Annotated in this window: 15 protein-coding genes; 3 read left to right on the forward strand and 12 right to left on the reverse strand. The window is 66.7% G+C overall.

Annotated elements, in window-relative coordinates:
* Nucleotides 1-30: 30 nt before the first annotated feature.
* From ACUXVH_RS22185 to ACUXVH_RS22225, 9 genes are all read right to left on the reverse strand, one after another.
* On the reverse strand, nucleotides 31-1,578 hold the full coding sequence (locus ACUXVH_RS22185; protein ID WP_065363833.1) for a sugar ABC transporter ATP-binding protein: 1,548 nt from the start codon (nucleotides 1,576-1,578) through the stop codon (nucleotides 31-33).
* A 66-nt stretch (nucleotides 1,579-1,644) separates the two neighbouring features.
* Nucleotides 1,645-2,571: a sugar ABC transporter substrate-binding protein gene (locus ACUXVH_RS22190; protein WP_011060889.1), complete on the reverse strand. Its 927-nt coding sequence runs from the start codon at nucleotides 2,569-2,571 to the stop codon at nucleotides 1,645-1,647.
* A 41-nt stretch (nucleotides 2,572-2,612) separates the two neighbouring features.
* Nucleotides 2,613-2,858: a hypothetical protein gene (locus ACUXVH_RS22195; protein WP_065363832.1), complete on the reverse strand. Its 246-nt coding sequence runs from the start codon at nucleotides 2,856-2,858 to the stop codon at nucleotides 2,613-2,615.
* 213 nt (nucleotides 2,859-3,071) lie between these two features.
* Nucleotides 3,072-4,082 (reverse strand): Gfo/Idh/MocA family protein, encoded by a 1,011-nt coding sequence (locus tag ACUXVH_RS22200; RefSeq protein ID WP_053157967.1) that lies wholly within the window; start codon nucleotides 4,080-4,082, stop codon nucleotides 3,072-3,074.
* A gap of 34 nt (nucleotides 4,083-4,116) precedes the next feature.
* Nucleotides 4,117-6,054, reverse strand: coding sequence for a 3D-(3,5/4)-trihydroxycyclohexane-1,2-dione acylhydrolase (decyclizing) (gene iolD / locus ACUXVH_RS22205; RefSeq protein ID WP_065363831.1), 1,938 nt, complete (start codon nucleotides 6,052-6,054; stop codon nucleotides 4,117-4,119).
* Between the two features lie 78 nt (nucleotides 6,055-6,132).
* Nucleotides 6,133-6,954 carry a TIM barrel protein gene (locus ACUXVH_RS22210; RefSeq protein WP_065363830.1) on the reverse strand — a complete coding sequence of 274 codons (822 nt, stop codon included), beginning with the start codon at nucleotides 6,952-6,954 and terminating at the stop codon, nucleotides 6,133-6,135.
* 36 nt (nucleotides 6,955-6,990) lie between these two features.
* Entirely contained in the window at nucleotides 6,991-7,797 is an 807-nt protein-coding gene (iolB, locus tag ACUXVH_RS22215) for a 5-deoxy-glucuronate isomerase (RefSeq protein ID WP_011060884.1), read from the reverse strand.
* Nucleotides 7,794-8,702: a myo-inosose-2 dehydratase gene (gene iolE, locus ACUXVH_RS22220; RefSeq protein WP_065363829.1), complete on the reverse strand. Its 909-nt coding sequence runs from the start codon at nucleotides 8,700-8,702 to the stop codon at nucleotides 7,794-7,796. The genes iolB and iolE overlap by 4 nt, the downstream gene beginning before the upstream one ends.
* Nucleotides 8,703-8,832: 130 nt before the next feature.
* Nucleotides 8,833-10,773: a bifunctional 5-dehydro-2-deoxygluconokinase/5-dehydro-2-deoxyphosphogluconate aldolase gene (locus ACUXVH_RS22225; protein WP_065363828.1), complete on the reverse strand. Its 1,941-nt coding sequence runs from the start codon at nucleotides 10,771-10,773 to the stop codon at nucleotides 8,833-8,835.
* A 315-nt stretch (nucleotides 10,774-11,088) separates the two neighbouring features.
* On the opposite strand from ACUXVH_RS22225, the gene ACUXVH_RS22230 reads away from it, so the two are divergent.
* Entirely contained in the window at nucleotides 11,089-12,009 is a 921-nt protein-coding gene (locus tag ACUXVH_RS22230; protein WP_011060881.1) for a MurR/RpiR family transcriptional regulator, read from the forward strand.
* Between the two features lie 19 nt (nucleotides 12,010-12,028).
* Here ACUXVH_RS22230 and ACUXVH_RS22235 read toward each other — a convergent pair whose 3' ends face one another.
* The 3 genes from ACUXVH_RS22235 to pdxR all read right to left on the reverse strand — a co-directional run bounded on the left by ACUXVH_RS22235 (nucleotide 12,029) and on the right by pdxR (nucleotide 14,779).
* Complete coding sequence (locus ACUXVH_RS22235) at nucleotides 12,029-12,298, reverse strand: DUF7660 family protein (protein ID WP_011060880.1); 270 nt, start codon at nucleotides 12,296-12,298, stop codon at nucleotides 12,029-12,031.
* Between the two features lie 15 nt (nucleotides 12,299-12,313).
* Nucleotides 12,314-13,234 (reverse strand): DHH family phosphoesterase, encoded by a 921-nt coding sequence (locus ACUXVH_RS22240; protein ID WP_065363827.1) that lies wholly within the window; start codon nucleotides 13,232-13,234, stop codon nucleotides 12,314-12,316.
* Between the two features lie 75 nt (nucleotides 13,235-13,309).
* Nucleotides 13,310-14,779, reverse strand: coding sequence for a MocR-like pyridoxine biosynthesis transcription factor PdxR (gene pdxR / locus ACUXVH_RS22245; RefSeq protein ID WP_065363826.1), 1,470 nt, complete (start codon nucleotides 14,777-14,779; stop codon nucleotides 13,310-13,312).
* A gap of 92 nt (nucleotides 14,780-14,871) precedes the next feature.
* Here pdxR and ACUXVH_RS22250 point away from each other — a divergent pair, with 92 nt between their 5' ends.
* Complete coding sequence (locus ACUXVH_RS22250; protein WP_065363825.1) at nucleotides 14,872-16,095, forward strand: multidrug effflux MFS transporter; 1,224 nt, start codon at nucleotides 14,872-14,874, stop codon at nucleotides 16,093-16,095.
* A 268-nt stretch (nucleotides 16,096-16,363) separates the two neighbouring features.
* Entirely contained in the window at nucleotides 16,364-16,975 is a 612-nt protein-coding gene (locus ACUXVH_RS22255; protein ID WP_011060876.1) for a glutathione S-transferase, read from the forward strand.
* Nucleotides 16,976-17,030 lie beyond the last annotated feature (55 nt).

The following is a 17,030-nucleotide window of genomic DNA, read 5'->3' on the forward strand; positions in this document are numbered from 1 at the left end:
GCCAGCCACCACCCATGGGTTGAATGTCGTCTAGTTCAGGCCCGAAGCCAGTTGCATGACCCGTTCCTGGGTCGCCTCGTTGCGGTCCAGGGTGCCCATCAGCTGCCCTTCGTGCATGACCATGACCCGGTCGCTCATGCCCAGCACCTCGGGCAGTTCCGAGGAAATCATGATCACCGCCATGCCCTCACCGGCCAGACTGGCGATCAGGCGGTAGATCTCGGCCTTGGCCCCCACGTCAATGCCCCGGGTCGGCTCGTCGAGAATCAGGATCCGCGGCTGGGTCATCAGCCAGCGCGCCAGCAGGGCCTTCTGCTGATTGCCCCCGGACAGGGTGTCGATGCATTGCTCCAGGGACGGGGTCTTGACCCGCAGTTTCCTGCACATGTCCTCGCACAAGGCGCGCAAGGCCTTCTGCTGGACAAAACCGCCGTCGGCGTAGTGCGGCAGTACCGCCACTTCCATGTTTTCCAGGACCGACAGGCAGGGGAACAGGCCACTGAGCTTGCGATCCTCGGTCAGCAGGGCAAGGCCCTTCTCGATCGCCCGGTGCGGGTCGCCGATGCGCAGGGGCTGGCCGTCGAGGACAATCTCGCCGCCATCGCTTGGGGTGATGCCGAACAGGGTTTCGGCGACATTGGTCCGCCCCGAGCCCATCAGCCCGGCAATGCCGAGGATCTCCCCGGCATGCAGATCGAAGGACACGCCCTTGAACACCCCGTCCAGGCGCAAGTCGCGGACCTTGAGCAGCAGCTCGCCGATAGGCTTCTCGCGCTGGGGAAACAACTGGCTCAGCTCGCGCCCCACCATCATCGAGATCAGGCTGTCACCGTCCAGGCTGTCGGCCCGTTGCAGGCCGATGTAGGCGCCATCGCGAAACACCGCCACCTCATCGGCAATGGCGAACACTTCGTTCATCTTGTGGGTGATATAGACGATGCCCTTACCCTGGGCCTTGAGGTCGGCAATGATCGAGAACAGGTGCGCCACCTCCTTGTCGGTGATGGCCGAGGTCGGTTCGTCCATGATCAGCACGTCGGAGTCGTAGGACACCGCCTTGGCGATCTCCACCATCTGGCGCTCGGCGATGCTCAGGTTGCCCACCTGCTCCTCGGGGTCCAGTTCGATGCGCAGGCGCGCCAGCAAGGCGGCAGTGCAGCGGTGCATTTCCCGATGGTCGATCAGGCCCAGGCGGTTCTGTTGCTCGCGGCCGATCCAGATGTTCTCGGCGATGCTCATGTGCGGCATCAGGTTGAGTTCCTGGTGGATCATGGCGATCCCCGCCTGCAGCGCCGCCAGCGGCGTGGCGAAGGTCACAGGCCGGCCCTTGAGGCGCAGTTCGCCGGAGTCGGGCTGATAGATGCCCGCGATGATCTTCATCAGGGTCGACTTGCCGGCACCGTTTTCGCCCATCAGCGCCAGGACCGTGCCGGGGCGTACCCGCAGTTGCACGTTGGCCAGGGCCACCACCCCGGGAAAGCCCTTGCTGACATTCAGCACTTCCAGCAGGTAGGACTCCTGGGGCGCCACGGCCGGGCTCAGGGAGTGCAGGCTCGAAGCAGTAGCACAAGCGTTCATGATCAGCTACTCCAGCGGCCGGGCAGCCAGCGCCGCCCGGCCCGCGTGTGATTGAAGGGCCGGCGCCTACTTGAACTGGGCGACCGTTTCCGGGGTGATCAGGCGGTAGGGAATCCACACCGCGGCGTCCACCGGCTGCTTGTTGGCCATCTTCACCGCGGTTTCCACCGAGCCGTCGGCCTGGCCCTTGGCGTCCTGGAACACCGACACCGCCAGCTCGCCGCGCTGCACCGCGCGCAGCCCGTCGGGGGTGCCGTCGACCCCGGCGATCAGCACGCTGCCCTTGGCCACCCCGGCCTGGTTCAGGGCCATGGCCGCACCGATGGCCATCTCGTCGTTGTTGGCCACCACCGCATTGAACTCGCGGCCCTGGGTCAGCCAGTCGTTGACCAGGGTCATGCCCTTGTCCCGCAGCCAGACGCCAGTCTGTTCCTGGTCGACCTTGATCCCGGGGTACCGGGCCAGCACCTCCTTGACCCCCTTGGTGCGATTGGTGGTGGAGTTGTTCGCCAGGTCGCCGAGAAGGATCACGATGCTGCCCTTGCCGCCCATTTTCTCGGCCAGGTACTGCATCTGCATCTTGCCTGCCTCCAGGTCGTCGGAGGCCACGGTGACCACGCCCTTGGGCAGGTTCAGGTCGTCCGGGCGACGGTTGACGTAGACCAGGGGAATCCCGGCCTTGACCGCCGCCTCGGTGATCTTGCGAGTGGCGGCGGTATCCACCGGGTTGACCACGATGGCGTCGACCTTCTGGCTGATGAAGCTTTCCACCTGGCTCAGCTGCTTGACCACGTCACTGCGGGCGTCCTCGAACTGCAACTGCACGCCTTCGGGCATGGACCTGGCCTTCTGGTCCATGGACTCGCGCAGGTAGGTCAGCCAGGTGTCGTCGAACTGCGACATGCTCACGCCGATGCGCACCTGGGCCAGCGCCGCGCCACTGAACAGCATCAGCGACAGGGCAAGACACGCCACTCGGTTCTGAATGTTCATTAAGAGTCGTTCTCCACATGCTTGTTGGTGGGTGGCCGTGCTCAGGCCGGCGAATACAGAACCGGGGCCCCGGGCATGCAGCCCAGCAGCGCGCCCTGGTGTTCGACACACAGGCCGCTGAGCAGGGTCAATAAACGAGAGGACCAGGGAGTGAAGGGCAGATTGCGGGAGGCGGCGCCCCGGGTACGGGACAGCCATTGCAGAGCAGAGCGGAAGGTTTTCATCGACGGCACCTGTTTGTTCTTGTTGGTGGGTTCTCCAGGGCTCAAGCGGGGCTTGAAGGCCATGGGAACCTTGTAGGGTCGGCTACCTGGAAACGACTTTATTGGAAAATAATTTCTATATCAACTCATTTTAGAATTTTACTGCAATTGCATTTCCAGCAGCCAGATCCCTCGCTTTCCGCAGGAGACGGCTTGCCGGCGAAGGGGCCCGCACGCCTTGCAGCGCCCTGGAAAACACCTTCGCTGGCAAGCCAGCGCCTACAGAAATCCCGGGGTTCAGGCGTAGAGCGCCGGGCGCTGGGGCAGGCTGATGGGGACGATCGCCCCGCTCTGCTGGGCCTCGATGCAGGCGTCGGCCGCCACCGCCGCGGCCAGGCCGTCCCAGGCCGAGGGCCCACCCACCCGGCCAGCGCGCACGCCATCGACAAAGGCCTGCAGCTCGACGTCATAGGCGGCGATGAAGCGCTCCTTCCAGTCCATCAGGATCGCGCTGGACAGGCTGGCCGCGCTGCGCAGCTGGACCTGGGGCGGCTCCGGCAGGCGGGCGATGCCGCTCTCGCCCACCACTTCGCACTGGATGTCGTAGCCGTACTGGCAGTTGACGAAGATCTCCACGTCGATCCGCGTGCCCCGGGCGGTTTCCAGCAGCACGATCTGCGGGTCGCGCAGTTGGGCGTGGGCCTTGCCGGTCTTGCGCGGGAACAGCACCTGCACCGACACATAGTCGTCCGCCAGCAGCCAGCGCAGCACATCCAGTTCGTGGATCAGGGTGTCGGTGATGGCCATGTCGGTCTTGTAGTTCTCCCCCACCCGCGGGTTGCGGTGGGCGCAGTGCAGCATCAGCGGCTCACCGATGCGCCCGCTGTCCAGCACCGCCTTGAGCGCCTGGTAGCCGGCGTCGTAGGGGCGCATGAACCCCACCTGCACCAGGCGCCGGCCGTGGGCAATCTCGGCCTCGACGATGCGCCGGCAGCCGGCGGCGGTCACCGCCAGGGGCTTTTCGCAGAACACCGGCTTGCCGGCGGCGATGGCCGCCAGCACGAACTCTTCGTGGCTCGGGCCCCAGGACGTCACCAGCAGCGCCTGGACCTCCGGCGCCTGGATCAGGGCATGGCCGTCGGGGTAGACCTCGGCCTCAAGCGTGAGCCCGGCCAGCACCCGGGCCGCCTGCTGCGGGTCGATGTCGGTTACCGCCACCACCCGGCAGCCCTGCAGGGTCTGGCTGCAACGCCGAATGTGATCCTGACCTATGGCACCAGTGCCGATAACGCCTAGCTGCAAAGACATGGGTGTACTCCTGTGGTTGTTCGGTTGGGGAGTTTCAGTACTGGCGCGCCTTGGCCAACTGCTGATCGATGGCGGCGGCCGCGGCGGCCACCCTCTCACTGCCGCTGACCTCGGCCACCGCCACATGCCACCAGGACAGGTAGCCGTGGAGCATGGTCTTGGGCAGCACCTTGATATCGATCAGGGTCGAGACCCGCTGCAGCCGGGCGTCCGCCAGGGCGGCGTGGAGCTGCTCCAGGTTCCTCACCTTGTAGGTCTTGCAGCCGTAGGCCGCGGCGCTCATGGCGTAGTCCACCGGGATCAGGCCACCGTCGAGCTGGTCGCTGTCTGGGTTGCGGTAGCGGAACTCGGTGGCGAAGCTGTCCAGGCCCTGGCCCAGCTGCAGGTTGTTGATGCAGCCGAAGGCCATGTTGTCCAGCAGCACCACGTTGATCTTGCGTTGCTCCTGGATCGAGGTCAGCAGCTCCGAATGCAGCATCAGGTAGGAGCCGTCGCCCACCAGGGCATAGACCTCGCGCTCGGGGGCAGCGAGCTTGACCCCCAGGGCCGCGGCAATTTCATAACCCATGCACGAATAGCCATATTCCACGTGGTAGGTGTTGAGCCCCTTGCTGCGCCAGCTGCGTTGCAGGTCACCGGGCAAACTGCCGGCAGCGGCGACAATCACCGCATCGTCGGCCAGGGTCTGGTTGAGCACCCCCAGCACCTGGCTCTGGGTCAGGCAGGAGCCGGTCAGCTCGATGAACTCGCGCAGCACCGCCGGGTCCAGCGCGTCCTTGACCTCCGGCACAAAATCCTCGCCCTGATAGTGCACGCCGTGGACCCGCTCCAGCTCGGCATCCAGCTGCGCCCTGGCCTCGGCCACCCGAGTGCCCCAGCCGGCGCGGTAGGCGCTGCCGGCCAGGGCCTCGCCCAGTGCCTGCAAGCCGGCCCGGGCATCGGCCAGCAGTTGCACGCCATCGAGCTTCACGGCATCGCCGGGGTTGATATTGAGGTTGAGAAACTGCACCTGGGGGTGCTGGAACAGCCACTTGGACGAGGTGGTGAAATCGCTGTAGCGGGTACCGACGCCAATGATCAGGTCGGCCTCCCGGGCCAGCAGGTTGGCCGCCAGGCAGCCGGTTTCACCGATGCCGCCCACGTTCAATGGATGGCTGGACAGCAGCGCGCTCTTGCCGGCCTGAGTCTCGGCCACCGGGATCGCGAAGCGCTCGGCAAAGGCCTGCAAGGCCTGGTTGGCCGCGGCGTACTTGACCCCGCCACCGCAGATCAGCAACGGCTTGCGCTTGCCCCGCAGCAGCGCCACGGCGTCCGCCAGCATCGCTTCGGTGGGTGGCCGCCGGTCGATGCGATGCACCCGTCGGGCGAAGAAGCTCAGCGGGTAATCGTAGGCCTCGGCCTGCACATCCTGGGGCAGCGCCAGGGTCACCGCGCCGGTCTGGGCCGGGTCGGCCAGCACTCGCATCGCCTGCAGCGCCGCGCTCATCAACTGCTCCGGGCGGTTGATCCGGTCCCAGTATTTGCTCACCGCCTTGAAGGCATCGTTGGTGCTGATGCCCAGGTCATGGAACTGCTCGATCTGTTGCAGTACCGGGTCCGGCTGGCGGCTGGCGAACACGTCACCGGGCAACAGCAGCAAGGGAATGCGGTTGGCCGTGGCGGTGGCCGCAGCGGTCAGCATATTGGCCGCGCCGGGGCCCACCGAAGCGGTGCAGGCATAGACCTTGCGCCGCAGGTGCTGCTTGGCAAACCCGATGGCGGCATGGGCCATGCCCTGCTCGTTGCGGCCCTGGTGCACCCGCAATTGGCCCGGGTCCTGCTGCAGCGCCTGGCCGATGCCCAGCACATTGCCGTGGCCGAAGATCGTAAAGACCCCGGCAATGAACCGGCTCTGCTGCCCGTCCACCTCGACGTACTGGTTATCGAGGAATTTCACCAGGGCCTGGGCCATGGTCAGTCGAATCGTGCTCATCTGTGTTCCTTCAATGGCCATACAGCACTCTCACTGTTCTTTGTGCGGAAGCCGGCTTGCCGGCGCCTACAAGGGGGGTCAGGCCAGGGCCTGGCGCAGGTGCCGGATACTGCGCTCCAGAGCCTGCTGCAGGTCCGGTCGATCGTGAACGCTCGCGGCAAAGGGCTCGAAGGACAGGTAGCCGCGGTAACCGCCCGCCAGCAACGCGGCGATCTGCGTCGTGTTGCCCAGCCGGTCCGCCGCGCCCACCAGCACCCGATGACCGTCCCGCAGCGCTGCCAGAGGCAGTGGCGGCCCCTCGACACCGGAGAGGTGCACCAGCCCGGTGAGCTCGGCGAACAGCTGGGGTTCGCCAGCCAGTGTGTGGTGGAAGGTATCGTGCACCAGGCTCAGCACATCCAGCGCGCCAACGGCGCGGATCGCTTCCACGGCGCTGCGCTTGCCACGCAGGGCGCACTCGGCAAACCCCAGGGGTTCGACAAAACCGCGCAGGCCATGCTGGCGAAGAACCTCCGCGATCCGGGTCAGGGCGGCCGCCAGCCCCTGGGCCCGCTGGCCCGCGCCGCGCCGGTCGCCGGGGTCGTTCAGCGGGCACAACACCAGGCCCTCGGCACCGCAGGCGCGGGCATAACCGGCCAGGCGCAGCAACTGCTGGCGGCGCTGTTCATCCCACAGGTCGAAGGGGTACAGGGCATTGATCGACAGCAGCCGGATGCCACGCTGCTCACACAGCTCGCGGACCTGCTCGGGGGGCGTGCCATCCTCGATCTCCACACCCTTGAGGTCATTGCGCAGCTCCACCCCATCGATCTTCAAGGCCAGTGCCAGGTCAAGAAAATCCGCCAGAGGCAGGTGCGGTGCGACCATTCGGTTCAAGGCAAAACGCAAAGGCTGAGTCATGTTCCAGCTCCCCGAAAATCGGCAAAGGTGCGTCGTTCACAGATCCAGCAGCCAGCTGTGCCGGGGGTCGTTATGGAACTGCCAGACCCGCTTCGGCCCGGCCATCACGTTCAGGTAATAGGACTCGTAGCCATAGGGCACGCTGACCGGGTGGTACCCCCTGGGCACCACCACCAGGTCGTGGTGCTCCACCGCCATGGCCTCGTCCAGGCTGCGGTCGTCGGTGTAGACCCGCTGGAAGACAAAGCCCTGGGGCGGGTTGAGCTGGTGGTAATAGGTCTCTTCCAGAAAGCTCTGGTGCGGCAGGTCGTCGGTGTCGTGCTTGTGCGGCGGGTAGCTGGAGGAATGCCCGGACGGCGTGCGCACCTCCACCACCAGCAGGGAATGGGCCGGCTCGCTGTCGGGCAGGATGTCGCAGACGTAGCGAGTATTGGCGCCCTTGCCGCGCACGCTGCGCCTGCACTGTTCCGGGCGGATCAGCCGAGGGCCGAGGTCGTTATCGACTGCCCCCGGGGCGGCACACACAGCGATCTGCACATCGCTCAAGGCCGTGACCCGGGCCCGGCTGCCCGGCGGCAGGTAGGCAGCAAAGGGGGATTTGTCCTCGAACACCGATTGCCGGTCACCCAGGTTGGACCACTGGAAGGCGCCCTGGGGCGCTTCGCCCTGCACATCGATACGGCCGCTGAGCAGCACCAGGCACAGCTCCTTGTCGCCGGCGCTGACCGGCAGGCTTTCCCCCAGGCCCAGGCGGTAGGCACTGAACCCCACGTATTCCAGGGCGCCCTCTTGCAGCTGGACCATGGTCCGGCCCTTTGCAGCGCTTTTAACCAGCAGGCTCATTGGGTAGCCCTCCTGCGTTGCAGCGCGGAGTCCAGCAGGGCCCGCAGGGTGTCGTAACCTTTTTTTGCGTAGACGTAGCTCGGCGCCACCGCCGGGTCCTGCTCGGCCTCCACCACCAGCCAGCCCTGGTAGCCAGCGTCCAGCAGCACATCGAGCAAGGCGGCGAAGTCAATGTCGCCATCGCCGGGCACGGTGAAGGTGCCGTTGACGATGCAGTCCGGGAAGCTCCACAGGTTGTTGCGCGCCAGTTGCACCACCGGCTTGCGCACGTCCTTGAAGTGCACATGGCACACCCGCCCGATATGCCGGCGCAGCACCTCCAGGGGTTCGCCGCCGCCCATGTAGCAATGGCCCGAATCGAACAGCAGGCCGACTTCCTCGCCGGTCAGGCGCATCAGCGTGTCGATGTCCGCCGGGGACTCGACGTAGGCGCCCATGTGGTGGTGATAGGCCAGGCGCACGCCCTGGGACAGGGTGAAACGCGCCAGCTCCGTGAGTTTGTCGGCGTAGTCCTGCCAGGCCTGCTCGCTGTGGAACCGTGGGCGCTCGATCAGGCGCACCGGCAAGCCCTGGATCGAGTCGGCCACTTCGCCGTAGACCAGCACCGAGGCGCCGTTGCGCTTGAGCAGTTCGACGTGGCTGGCAATGGCGTCGATTTCCTCGGCCACCGAACGCCGGGCCAGGCGGCTGGAGTACCAGCCCGAGACCAGCGCCAGGTCATAAGGGCGCAACACATCGCCCACGCCCTTGGCGTCCTTGGGGAACTTGCCGTTGAGTTCGAAGCCTTGGTAACCGATCTCGCGCCCTTCGCTGAGGGCGGTGCTCAAGGGCGTTTCACCGCCCAGGGCCGGCAGGTCGTCGTTGCTCCAGGAAATCGGGTTGATGCCAATTCGGATCGCGGGCATGGCTGCACCTTTTGTTGTTATTCATGAAAGCGTGGAGAACGGCCTCGCACTGGTAGGAACTGGCTTGCCAGCGAAGGCGTCGGCGGGCCTGGCTCCAGGCTCAAGACCCACTTCGCCGGCAAGCCGGCTCTTACACAGGGCGGGCGCTGCGCCAGGCGTTGATCAGTTGCTCGAAGGTGCCCTGCACTTGCCGGATCAGGGTGTCGTCGTCGATCTCCCCCGCCAGCCACGCTCGGCTGGGCTCCTGGAAAATCGTGCGGCCCACGGCAAACCCCCGGCAGGTGCGGCTGTCGGCCGCTTGCCGGAAGCCCTCGGCGAGGGCTTCGGCCGAGGCATTCAGGCCCAGCAGCACCACGCCACGGCAATAGGGGTCGCGCTCCTGGATCAGCTCATCGAGCTTTTTCCATTCCTCGGCCGACTGCGCTTCGATCTTCCACCACGCGGGGTAGATGCCCAGGTTGTACAGGCGCTTGAGGCTGCGGTAGAGCACCTCGGGATGAGCGCCGGGCAGGTCCCTGGGCGGGATGATTTCCAGCAGCAGCTCATGCCCGCTGACCTGGGACGCCTGGTACAGGCCACGGATCTGCGCTTCCTGTTCCAGGCGCAGCAAGGGCTCGTCGTCCGGGTGAAATTGCACCAGGCACTTGATGATCTGTTCCTGGGGCCAGGCGATCAGGTTGCTGCCCACCGAGCGCCCGTGCTCGAACGCCAGGGGCCGCGAGCCCTGCACTTCCACCGGCCGCGCCACCCACCAGCCGCGCCCGGTGGCGGCGTTCAGCGCCTCCTGGCCGAAACGCTGGTCGGCCAGCAGGCCGACATCGGCCTCGATGCCCTGGCGCCGCAGGTCGGCTTCGACCCGCTGCACCGCGTCTATGAAGAGTTGCTTGAGTTGACCGATGGCCTTGAGCTCGCGCCCACCTTGCTGCGCCAGTTCCACCAGTTGCCCACGGTGGTCGAAGGCGAAGACGAACAGGGGCTTCCAGGCCTTGCGCGGCACACTGACCTGATGCAGGCGTTGCAGCACCGGGTCCTGGTCGGGACGGGTGATGGGCACCGGGCTGCTGAACAGATAGTCCAGTTCGGCCCGGGTCGGCATCGCCGGGGCGCAGGCGTGGCGCGACACCACCAGGCCGCCGCAGGCGTTGGCCAACTGGCAGCAGCGCTCATCACTGGCCTCTTCCAGCCAGCCACTGAGGAAGCCGGACATGAAGGCATCGCCGGCGCCCAACACGTTGAGCACCTCCACCCGCACGCCGGGGTAGATCGCCCCGTCTTCCAGGCGCTCCGGAATCGCGCCGTGGATCACCGTGCACCCTTGCGGGCCAAGCTTGACCACCAGGGTCGCGGCACTCAGTGAACGTACGGTGCGCAGGGCCGTCAGCAGGTCGTCGCTGCCGCCGGCAATCAGGAATTCCTCTTCGGTGCCGACGATCAGGTCGAAGCGCGGCAGGATGCCCTGCACATGCTGGCTGACCTGCGGGTCGGCCACGAACCGGGTCTCGCCGTCAGCCTTGCCCGCCAGGCCCCAGAGCACCGGCCGGTAGTCGATGTCCAGGACCCGCTTCACCCCGTGCTTTTGCGCGTAGTCCAGGGCCTGCAGGCTGGCCCGGTAGACGCCGTCGGTGGAGAAATGGGTGCCGGTGATCAGCAGGGCCTTGCTGGAGGCAATGAAGGCTTCGTCGATGTCGGCGGCGCACAGCGCCATGTCCGCGCAGTTCTCGCGGTAGAACACCAGGGGGAAGGTTTCGCGGTCCTTGAGGCCCAGCAGGACCAGGGCGGTGAGGCGCTGCGGGTCGACCTTGACGGCGCTGACGTCACAGCCTTCGCGCACCAGCGACTCCAGCAGGAAGCGCCCCATGTGGTCGTCACCGACCCGGCTCAGCATCGCCGACTTGAGGCCCAGCCGTGCGGTGCCGAAGGCAATGTTCGCCGACGAGCCGCCGAGGTATTTGGCAAAGCTTGCGACGTCCTCCAGCCGGGCCCCCACTTGCTGCGCGTAGAGGTCGACGCCCAGGCGTCCGAGGCAGATCAGATCCAATTGACGCCCACTGGCAAAACGAGTCTGGCCCATGCTGGCTCCTGTTATTTTTATCAGCCGCTGCCTGCCGTCGCGCACTGCCCCGGCAGGCCTACTTGGTGGATGCAGACTAGAACGTCTCCCGGCACCAATCAATATTTATTCTATAAATTTTTTACGTGGAATATTTTTTCCATTAAACTTTTCTGCAAAGCCCAAGGCTGCGCCGTGCATCGTTTCAGCAAGGCGCCCGGGGCCCGGCCCCTCAAGATTTTCCCGGCGCCGACCCTGTAGACTGCCCGCAGCCCATTTATTGTCAGGGGGCGACGCCCGCGGTCGCTCCCATCAGTACCCTCAGAAGGATCCGTTATGTCCCGCACCGATCAGCCGGCCCTGTCCGATCGCACGCCCGAGAGCGACCTTGCCAGCCCTCCGGCCAATGCCGAGCGGCTGCTGCAGTTGATCACCGAGGAGTACGAGAGCCTGCCGCGCCAGCTCAAGCGCATCGCCAGCTACATGAGCCAGCAGAGCGACCGGATCATGGTCGACCGGATCAGCGATATCGCCCGCGAGTGCGAAGTGCACCCTTCGGCCATCGTGCGTTTTTCCCAGCGTTTCGGCTTCAGCGGCTTCAGTGAAATGCAGGCGCTGTTCCGCCAGGCCTACACCCACAAGGCCACGCCGGTGCAGAACTACCAGCAGCGCATCCGCAGCCTGATCGCCAACAAGTCGCAGAAGGCCAGCGACGGCGACCTGGCGCGCGACTGCATCAGCGCCACCCTGTCGGGGATCGAGCGCCTGGGCCTGGAGCTGGACGACGCGGCCTTCGAGCAGGCCGTGGACCTGGTGGTCAACACCGACAACATCTACGTGGTGGGGGTGCGCCGCTCCTTCGCCGTGGCCGACTACCTGGTGTACAACCTGCAGCACACCAACAAGCGCATCCACCTGGTGTCGGGCCTGGGGGGCAGCTACCGCGAGCAGATGCGCAGTATCCGTCCCAACGACCTGGTGATCGCCATCAGCTTCACCCCCTACGCCAAGGAAACCCAGCACTGCCTGCGCATTGCCCAGCACAACCAGGCCAAGACCCTGATCATCACCGACAGCACCCTGTCGCCCCTGGCCAAGCGCGCCAACAGCGTGCTGCTGGTCAACGAGGGCAGCTCCTTCGCCTTCCGCTCACTGAGCGCCACCCTGTGCCTGTGCCAAGCGCTGTTCATTGCCGTGGCCTACCGCCTGGAACTGAAGATGGACGAGATTCACGAACAGGGCGGCTTCGACGACTAGCCCTTCGGCTGGCGCGGCGCTATTCGTAGATCTTGCCGCAGTACAGGAACACCGCGAAGCGCTGCCAGGGCGAAGCCTCCACCAGCCCCTGGGTGGCACCGATGCCGGTGGCCTCGGCCCAGGCGTGGGCGCCGTCGAGAAAATCCTCGATGCAATGGTTCTGCCAACTGTCGGCCTCGCCGGCCTGGGCCATGCGCTGCGCCTGGCGGCGGTCGGCAATCAGCGCCTGGACGAAGTCGAGGAAGCTCTGCTCGTCATGCACCTGCTGCAAGCGTTGTTCAAGGTCCATTGGGGCTCTCCGGGGTCAGGACGTTGCCTGGAGCGCCAGGCCCTTGCGCAGCAGTTCCTTGCGCAGGATCGGCCGGCCCGGGCAATGCACGCCGTCCAGGGTGCTGCACTCTAGCAGCCGTTCCAGCTTGCGGGCACTGCCCGGGCTGCCGGTCAGCAGGTAGCTCGTGCCTTCGCCGAGGCTGATCAGGTTCAGCAGCCAGTCATCGCCCCACTGCCCCAGCACCTGCTCGATCAGGCTGCGCTGGCGCACCAGCAGGCCCTGGGCATGCCACAGGGTCAGTTGGGCGAAACGCCGCGGCAGGTTGCTGGACGCTTCGAACACTTTCAGGTCCTTGAGCAGGGCCTCGGGCAGTTGCGCTTCGATCTGCTGCTGGCACTCCTTGAAATAGTCTTCGGGCCAGTCGGGGCCCAGGCCGGCCAGCGCGGCCAGGTCGGCGTAGGCCTGGCGGTCCGCCGCGGTGCACCCCTGGTCGGTGAAGTTCAGGGTGTTGTCGAGAATACCCGCCGCCAGCAGTTGCGCGCTGTCGCGGCTGATCCTGGGCAGCAACCCGGAGTCGCGCCAGCGCTGGTAGACCTGGGTACAGGCGGCACCGATCTGGCGGATATCCGCGTGCTGGCTCAGGCGCTCGTTCCAGAAGGCCTCGAAACCCGGGTGATGGTCGATGACCTCCACCACCCGGTCCAGGTCCACCAGCGGGTCCAGGTGCAGGTGGTTGGAAATGTCCACCAGCACGAACTGCTCGGTCCCTTGCGGAACATGGGCGTCCAGCCCCTTGAGACTCTGGCGGAAAGTACCCGGGATGCTCTCATTGAGCGGCGCGCTGCTCAGGGCCCGGGCCGGGCGGCCGCTGAGGTTGAGCCATTCGGCATAGGCAATGCAGCCGGCGTAGGCGTCGATATCCAGATAAGCCGCGCCGGCGGTGACAATGATCATGACGTCCCTGTAATCCACAAAGGCCGGAGGCCGGGGCGCCGAGGGTGCCTGAGCCACATGACAGCCAGATGACAGTCAGCGACCCTCTACAGCCCCTGCCTCGGCCACCAGCAGCGCCGCCAGCCGCGAGCCGCTGAAGCGGATCTGCGCCAGGCTCAGGGCCGCGTAGCCGACGATCACCGCCGCCGGCCGGCGCACCTGCTGGCAGTGCTCGGCCAGGCCCTGCAACAGCAGGCCCTGCTGGGCCGCGCGCTGGCGAAAGCGCGCCTCATCGCTGCCCGGCGGCAACGTCAGCAGCAGATGCAGCCCGGCCTGCTGGCCGCTGATGCTGTAGCAGCCCGGTGCTTCACTGGCGAGGATCGCCAGCAGCAGGTCGCGGCGTTCCTGATAGGCCTGGCGCGCCGCCCGCAGATTGCGCAGGAAGGCGCCGCTGGCGATGTAGTCGGCCAGGGCCAGTTGCTCGATCACCCCCACCGAGCGCCCGGTGTCCTGCAAGGTGGCCAGCAACCGCGGGCGCAGGCGCTCGGGCAGCAGCATGAAGCCCACCCGCAGGCCGGCGAACAGGGTCTTGTTGAAGCTGCCGCAGTAGATGACGCGGTCGTCCCGGTCCAGGGACTTGAGGGCCGCCAGGGGCGCGCTCTGGTAGTTGAATTCGCTGTCGTAGTCGTCCTCCACCACCCAGGCCTCGCTGTGCCGGGCCCACTCCAGCAGGGCCAGGCGCCGGGACACCGGCATGGTCATGCCCAGGGGCGCCTGATGGGCCGGGGTGACATAGACCATGCGGGCATCCTGATGGTGTTGCAGCTGCTGTACATCGATCCCGTCCTCCTCCACCGGAATCGGCACCAGCCGCGCTCCGGCCAGGGCGAACAGGCTCCGGGCCGACAGGTAGCCGGGGTCTTCGAGGCACACCTTGTCGCCCGCTTGCAGCAGGCTGCGGGCCAGCAGGTCGAGGCCATGGCGGATGCCGGTGGTGATCATCACCTGCTGCGGCTCGCAGGCGATGCCCCGGTGCTGCCCCAGGTACTGGGCGATCTGCTGGCGCAGGGCCGGCAGGCCGCCGGGGTCGGCGTCCCACAGCGACTGCGCCGAGGCATTGCCCAGGGCCCGGGTCAGGGAGCGGGTCCAGCGTTGCAGGGGAAACAGCGCCGGGTCGGCCAGCCGGGCGACAAACGGCTGGCCGGCCCGCACGCTGAGCGGCAGGTACGGCGGCTCGCTCTCGCTGACGATGGGTGCCGCCGCCCGTGCCGGGGCGCTCAGGTACAGGTCCGGCACCACCGCGCAGACCCGGGTCCCGGAACCGCTGGCCCGGCTCACATAACCTTCGCTGCGCAAGCGGTCGAAGACCACTTCCAGGGTGCCCCGGGACAGGCCCCAGCGCTGGGCCAGGGTGCGGGTCGAGGGCAAGCGGCAGCCGGCCGGCAGGCGTTTTTCCAGGATCGCCTGGCGCAGGGCACTGTAGGCGCTGTCCTGTTTGCCCGGGGCTTCATCGCAGTGCTGGGGCAGCGGCAGGTCGAGGGGCACGGGGTGTTTTCCACGGCTCATAGTGGTCCAGTCAAAAGCGGCCTAAATGGTGCTCGGCATTAAACCACAAACCCCTTAATTTCAGCGCCATCGCCCTCTGCCCCGAGCCTGCCATGCCGCCCGCCAGCCCCATCACCACCCGCTCCATCGCTGTTGAACGCCCCCTCGCCCCCTGGCTCTGGACCCTGTTGCTGCTGGTGGTGGTCTGCCTGCCGCGGATCAGCATCGACCTGTACCTGCCGGCGCTGCCGGCCATGGCCGACCAACTGGGGGCCAGCGACGCCCAGCTGCAACTGACCCTGAGCCTGTACATGCTCGGCTATGCCCTGTCGATGCTGCTGGGTGGCCCGCTGTGCGACCGCTATGGCCGGCGCCCGGTACTGCTGGCGGGCACAGCGCTGTTTCTCGCGGCCAGCCTGGCCTGCATGCTGGCCGCCAGTGTCGAAGTACTGATGGGCGCCCGCCTGCTGCAGGCCCTGGGCGGTTGCTGCGGCACCCTGGTGGGCCGGGTCATGGTCCGCGACCGCTGCCCGCCCGAGGAGCAGCCGCGGCTGCTGGGCCTGTTGTCCATGGGCATTGCCCTGTCGCCGATGCTGGCACCGCCCCTGGGCAGCCTGATCGACCAGTTGCTGGGCTGGCGTGGCCTGTTCCTATGCCTGAGCCTGGTGGCCGCGGCGGCCTGGCTGCTGATGTTCAAGCGGCTGGCCGAAACCCGCCCGCCGCAGCTCGCGCCAGTGGCCGTGAAAAGCCTGCCGCGCCTGTACCTGCGCCTGCTGGGCGAGGCCTACTTCATGCGCTATTCCCTGGCCATCGGCTGCCTGTACTGCACCTACTTCCCGTTCATTGTGCAATCGCCGGCGCTGTTGCAGCGCCAGCTGGGGCTGTCGCCCACGGCCTACGCCCTGGTGTTCGCCGCCACCGTGGCCGGCTACCTGATGGGGTCGCGACTGTTCCAGCGCCTGGGGGTACGCCACAGTGCCGACCGCCTGATCACCGCGGCCTGCCTGTTGAACCTGGCCGGCGCCGGCCTGTTGCTGCTCACCCGTAGCCTGTGGCCCGACAGCCTGTGGGCCATCGTGCTGCCGATGCTGGCGCTGATGCTCTCGGTGGGCCTGGCGATTCCCGCCTGCCAGCTGGCGATCCTGCAGCCCTATGCGGCGGTGGCGGGCACCGCCTCGGGGCTGTTCTTCTTTATCCAGATGGCCATGACCGCCGGCTGCGGGCTGCTGGCCAGTCTGCTGGCGGACAGCCCGGCGGGCTCGCTGCAGGCCCTGACCGGCCTGTTCAGCCTAGCCCTGGGGCTGGCCTGGTGGTGCCTGCGGCCACGGCGGCGGTAGGCGCCGGCTCAGAACGCCTTCCTGCACCCCTGTAGCCGCTGCTGAGCCTGCGAAGCTGCGAAAGGCCGGGCCGCGTTCGGTACGCAGGGCCTTGCGTGGCGGCCTCCAGCCGAACCTCTAGCGCCTTCAATATCCCCGCGTCTTCTTCGGAGCCGTTCGCAGCCTGCGGCAGCGGCTACAGGTTTGCACTGTGCAAGGCCGCTTCAATACCGCTAAATTGGCCGCGCCTTTCCCATCCGTTGTGCCGTTCAAGACAAGGAAATACGTGATGAAGCTTATTGGAATGCTCGATTCACCCTACGTGCGCCGCGTCGCCATCAGCCTCAAGAGCCTGGGCCTGCCCTTCGAGCATCACTCGCTTTCGGTGTTCAGCACCTTCGAGCAGTTCAAGGCGATCAACCCCGTGGTCAAGGCCCCGACCCTGGTCTGCGAGGGCGGTGAAGTGCTGATGGATTCGAGCCTGATCATCGACTACCTGGAAACCCTGGCCGGCCCGCAACGCAGCCTGATGCCCACCGCCCTGCCCCAGCGCCTGCGTGAGCTGCGGCTGGTCGGCCTGGCCCTGGCGGCCTGCGAGAAGTCGGTACAGATCGTTTACGAGCGCAACCTGCGCCCCGCGGAGAAACAGCACGGCCCCTGGCTGGAGCGGGTTGGCGGCCAGTTGCAAGCCGCCTATGGCGAGCTGGAGCAGGAGTTGCAGAAACAGCCGCTGCCCCGGGACGGCTCCCTGGGCCAGGCCGGCATCAGCCTGGCGGTGGCCTGGAGTTTCAGCCAGATGATGGTGGCGGACCAGTTCAACCCCGGGCAATTCCCGGCAGTACGCGGCTTTGCCGAGTACGCCGAACAATTGCCGGTGTTCCTCGCCACCCCCGCCACCTGAGCCACACCCTCCCCGTAGGAGCCGGCTTGCCGGCGAAGAGGCCCGCAAGCCTTGC

Source organism: Pseudomonas sp. 8(2025) (assembly GCF_052665325.1).

Bases quoted from the DNA above. Each gene is read 5' to 3' on its own strand.
- ACUXVH_RS22190 (WP_011060889.1), bottom strand. From the start codon at position 2,571: ATGAACATTCAGAACCGAGTGGCGTGTCTTGCCCTGTCGCTGATGCTG.
- ACUXVH_RS22185 (WP_065363833.1), bottom strand. From the start codon at position 1,578: ATGAACGCTTGTGCTACTGCTTCGAGCCTGCACTCCCTGAGCCCGGCC.
- iolE (WP_065363829.1), bottom strand. From the start codon at position 8,702: ATGCCCGCGATCCGAATTGGCATCAACCCGATTTCCTGGAGCAACGAC.
- iolB (WP_011060884.1), bottom strand. From the start codon at position 7,797: ATGAGCCTGCTGGTTAAAAGCGCTGCAAAGGGCCGGACCATGGTCCAG.
- ACUXVH_RS22255 (WP_011060876.1), top strand. From the start codon at position 16,364: ATGAAGCTTATTGGAATGCTCGATTCACCCTACGTGCGCCGCGTCGCC.
- ACUXVH_RS22210 (WP_065363830.1), bottom strand. From the start codon at position 6,954: ATGACTCAGCCTTTGCGTTTTGCCTTGAACCGAATGGTCGCACCGCAC.
- ACUXVH_RS22250 (WP_065363825.1), top strand. From the start codon at position 14,872: ATGCCGCCCGCCAGCCCCATCACCACCCGCTCCATCGCTGTTGAACGC.
- ACUXVH_RS22225 (WP_065363828.1), bottom strand. From the start codon at position 10,773: ATGGGCCAGACTCGTTTTGCCAGTGGGCGTCAATTGGATCTGATCTGC.
- ACUXVH_RS22240 (WP_065363827.1), bottom strand. From the start codon at position 13,234: ATGATCATTGTCACCGCCGGCGCGGCTTATCTGGATATCGACGCCTAC.
- ACUXVH_RS22195 (WP_065363832.1), bottom strand. From the start codon at position 2,858: ATGGCCTTCAAGCCCCGCTTGAGCCCTGGAGAACCCACCAACAAGAAC.
- ACUXVH_RS22230 (WP_011060881.1), top strand. From the start codon at position 11,089: ATGTCCCGCACCGATCAGCCGGCCCTGTCCGATCGCACGCCCGAGAGC.
- pdxR (WP_065363826.1), bottom strand. From the start codon at position 14,779: ATGAGCCGTGGAAAACACCCCGTGCCCCTCGACCTGCCGCTGCCCCAG.
- ACUXVH_RS22200 (WP_053157967.1), bottom strand. From the start codon at position 4,082: ATGTCTTTGCAGCTAGGCGTTATCGGCACTGGTGCCATAGGTCAGGAT.
- iolD (WP_065363831.1), bottom strand. From the start codon at position 6,054: ATGAGCACGATTCGACTGACCATGGCCCAGGCCCTGGTGAAATTCCTC.
- ACUXVH_RS22235 (WP_011060880.1), bottom strand. From the start codon at position 12,298: ATGGACCTTGAACAACGCTTGCAGCAGGTGCATGACGAGCAGAGCTTC.